At 35.7% G+C, this 3,704-nt stretch carries 2 protein-coding genes; both read left to right on the top strand.

Annotated features, from left to right (window positions below):
- Window positions 1–162: 162 nt before the first annotated feature.
- Window positions 163–2,073, top strand: a complete 1,911-nt coding sequence (locus BCG07_RS07025) for a putative bifunctional diguanylate cyclase/phosphodiesterase (protein WP_138739674.1) — start codon at window positions 163–165, stop codon at window positions 2,071–2,073.
- Between the two features lie 93 nt (window positions 2,074–2,166).
- A partial coding sequence (locus tag BCG07_RS07030) for a putative bifunctional diguanylate cyclase/phosphodiesterase (RefSeq protein ID WP_286889511.1) occupies window positions 2,167–3,704 on the top strand: 1,538 nt, incomplete at its 3' end.

The following is a 3,704-nucleotide window of genomic DNA, read 5'->3' on the forward strand; positions in this document are numbered from 1 at the left end:
ACTTTGCGCTAAAAATAATTGCCTTAACGAATAATCAATAACTTAGCTATATTAAAATGAACAAAAAATAGCATACAAGTCATTAATAATTGCTTACAAACAAAAATAGGGGATATAATGAGCATTTAGTTATTAAGGATTAGTATTGTTAGGGAATTTTTCATGAACAAATTAAAGCATGTTGGATTAATTTCCTTAGTCACTTTGTTATTTTGCTTTTACCTAAATGCTGAATTAACGAGCCAAATAAGCCGTACCAATCTGTTTCAGTCTAATTTTAGTGTTAAAAAATTTGATATAAGCAGCACCAGTTTAGATATTGCCCCTTGGTATAATCCTGTTTTAAGCGGTCATTATACAATTGACAGTGCTTCTCAAACATTACTTCTTGTTAAAACAACGGATCAACATTTTATTGCGGCTGATTCAAACGCACTCATCTTGATGGTGTTAACGTCGCCTAAAAACATTATTATTTTCTTCTCTTGTATACTTTTGCTTGCTGTCTACATAAAAAAACAAAGCAGGAAACAAAATCACAAACATAAGCTAAGCCAACTTAATCAGCAGGCTAATAAACTTTTAGAGTTGTTTAACTTAGATATTGAACCTGCTCAAAACCCTAATGGTATTAGTAACTTAAGCAAATCTATCACGACCTTAAATTTGCATGTAGTGAATTATGTGAAACAAACACAAACAAGTATATGCCAAGATAAATTAACACAACTCATCGATAGACATGCCTACATAGAGCATATTGGTAGGCACATAAATCAAACCGGTCAAAAAGAACTTACTTGTGCATTGTTGTTTATAGATTTAGATGGGTTTAAGCAAGTAAATGATTCATTTGGTCATAGTTTTGGCGACGAAATATTGGTGCAAGTTGCCACGCGATTAGCTAATGTGTTGCGTCACCATAAGTTGAGTAATATCAATTCTGCAAACCAGTTAGAACAAAATTTATCGCGTTTAGGCGGTGATGAATTCTCTATATTTATTGAATCGTTGGACGAAAGTGACAAAGTAGTCGACATAGCCAAGCAAGTACTTAGTGAGCTTGAAAAAGACTTTGTGCTTGGCAATAAGATTGTAAAAATTAGCGCAAGCATTGGTATTGCTACTTATCCAGAAAGCGCATCTACACCACAAGCACTATTACAACTAGCTGATGTAGCAATGTATCGTGCTAAAAGTGATGGTAAAGGTATTTTTAAAGTTTATTCTCCAGAAATGGGTAATAAAATGCGTCGCTATCATTACTTACTTGAAGAGCTTCGTTTAGCCATTGCATGCAAAGACTTTTATTTGTCTTTTCAGCCAATTGTGCACGTAGAAGATTGCATGATTGACTATTTTGAAGCGCTCACTCGATGGAATCACCCCGTTGAAGGTATGATCTCTCCCGCTGAATTTATTCCTATTGCTGAAGAATCAAATTTAATATTAGAGTTAGGTGATTGGATTATGCTTGAGTCATGCAGACAAATGGCTGCTTGGCACAATGCAGGTATGCGTAAAGTAAAAATATCAGTGAATATTTCCGGTATTCAGTTAAAACATCGTGATATATACGATTGGATCACAAAAATCCTCAAAAGTACGGGGTTACCGGCAACGTCTTTAATGCTTGAAGTAACAGAGTCTACCTTTATTCAGGCAAGCTCTAGAATTATTGATGAGTTGAGCAAGCTAAGAGAAGACGGTGTAACTATTGCTATAGACGATTTTGGTACCGGGTTTAGCTCTTTAAGTACGCTAGCAGATTTACCCATCGATGTTATAAAAATAGATCGCTCGTTTATTACACAAGCTAACAAAAGCAAAAAATATAACGATATACTCAATACAATTAGTGAGCTTGGGCAAAGATTGGGGCTTAAAATTGTCGCAGAAGGCGTTGAAGAAATCGCCCAGTTTGAGCTTGTGAAAAAATTAGGTGTGAGCTCAGTTCAAGGTTATTTAGTCAGTCGACCTGAGTCGTCAATTAATGTAGGAAATAAAGTGTTACGTAATAATAACGCTAATTTATCTGCATCTGGCTCTAGCGCCTGGGAAATTTCTAAATAAATGTGTTGCTAGGGCGTTTACTGGACAATTTTTTAATTAAGGCATAGCTTTAGTTAAACTAATAATAAAAACGAATGTAAAGGCTTAGATAATATGCATCGAAGCTCCCTAATCAAAGAAAACCTTAATGATACCGTTAGATTGCTTTACGAGAACGCTTATTCAGGTTTACTCGTCTCTTTATTTGCCAGCGCATGTATTGCTTTTAGTTTTAATAAAGGCGGATTGTTAAGCTATAACGACAAGCTAGTTTGGTGGCTTATTATGCTGCTTGCTTTGGGGATCCGTTTTTTAGATATTCGTCTATTTTTAAAAACAAACAAAACGGCTACCCAATTAGACCTACTAAAGTTTTCAACAGGGGTTATTATAACTGCCATTATATGGTGCAGTTATGCCTTGTATTTTCACACTTCTTTTGCCCCCCTAGAAGCCACAAGTATCATAATTATATTATCCGCTCTTGGTGGTGGCTCTGCCAATGTTTTGTCAGCACATAAGCTGACCTGTTTTGCTTATGCTTTTATTCTGTTATTTCCCTACGCTTTAGTGCTAATAATGTCTGAAGACTATTACGAAAATGTACTCGGCTTTTTGGGTATTGGCTATGGCTCAATTACCTTGTTAACTCTAAATAAAGCATCTGCATTTACACAACAGGCAATACATTTAAAAAATCAAAACAGCGATTTGCTAGAAAGAATGGAGCTAAGAGTTGATGCGCGTACTAAAGAAATAATGCATTTATCAAACTCTGATTCGCTAACTCAATTATTAAATCGAAATGCATTTTTAAATGATGCAAAAAAGAGAATTAAGCATTATCCAGACCCACCTTTTGCGCTATTTTTTATAGACCTAGATGGGTTTAAGAATATAAATGACGTGATGGGTCACAAGGTAGGCGATAATGTTTTAAGAAGAACAGCGAAACGTATTTCTGACGTGTGTGCTCATAATCAGCAAAAGTGCCGCTGGGGTGGCGATGAGTTTTTAATTTTAAGTGATTTTGTATGCAAAGAAAATACATACGATTTTGCTAAAGAAATTATTGATGCAATTACGCAGGATCATCCAGAAACAGAGCACGGTGCACGGGTAGGGGCAACCATAGGTATTGCACTTTACCCAGAGCATGGTAGAGATCTGGATGCCTTAATTTTAAATGCCGATATGGCAATGTATCATCAAAAGAGAATGAATCGTGGGCAAATAAGTTTTTTTAGCGAGTCGCTTCGTTCAGAATTAGAAAGAAAGCGCCTGCTTAGCGAAGAGCTTTTAACAGCGCTCATCAACAATTGTTTTTCGTTAGTATACCAGCCCATTATTGACTCTAAAACACATGATATTTATGCGATTGAGGCGCTTATACGTTGGCAATTGAAAGGAGAAAACATTCCTCCTGACGAGTTTATACCTATTGCTGAGCAGTATGGGTTAATTTCAAAAATAGGTTTTTGGGTACTCGAAACGGCATGCCAACAAGCACTTACTTTTCAAAAATTAACTCCAGATTTATCAGTCAGTATTAATGTATCTGTAATGCAGCTTAAGGAGATAGAGTTTGCCAGTAAGGTTAAAAGCATTTTGGCGGATTTAAATTTTCCTGCTCATAAGCTTCATTTAGAAGT

It is taken from the genome of Pseudoalteromonas sp. ESRF-bin5 (genome assembly GCF_002632075.1).
Lineage (GTDB): Bacteria > Pseudomonadota > Gammaproteobacteria > Enterobacterales > Alteromonadaceae > Pseudoalteromonas > Pseudoalteromonas marina.

Coding starts and splice junctions, on each gene's coding strand:
- BCG07_RS07025 (WP_138739674.1), top strand. CDS start 163: ATGAACAAATTAAAGCATGTTGGATTAATTTCCTTAGTCACTTTGTTA.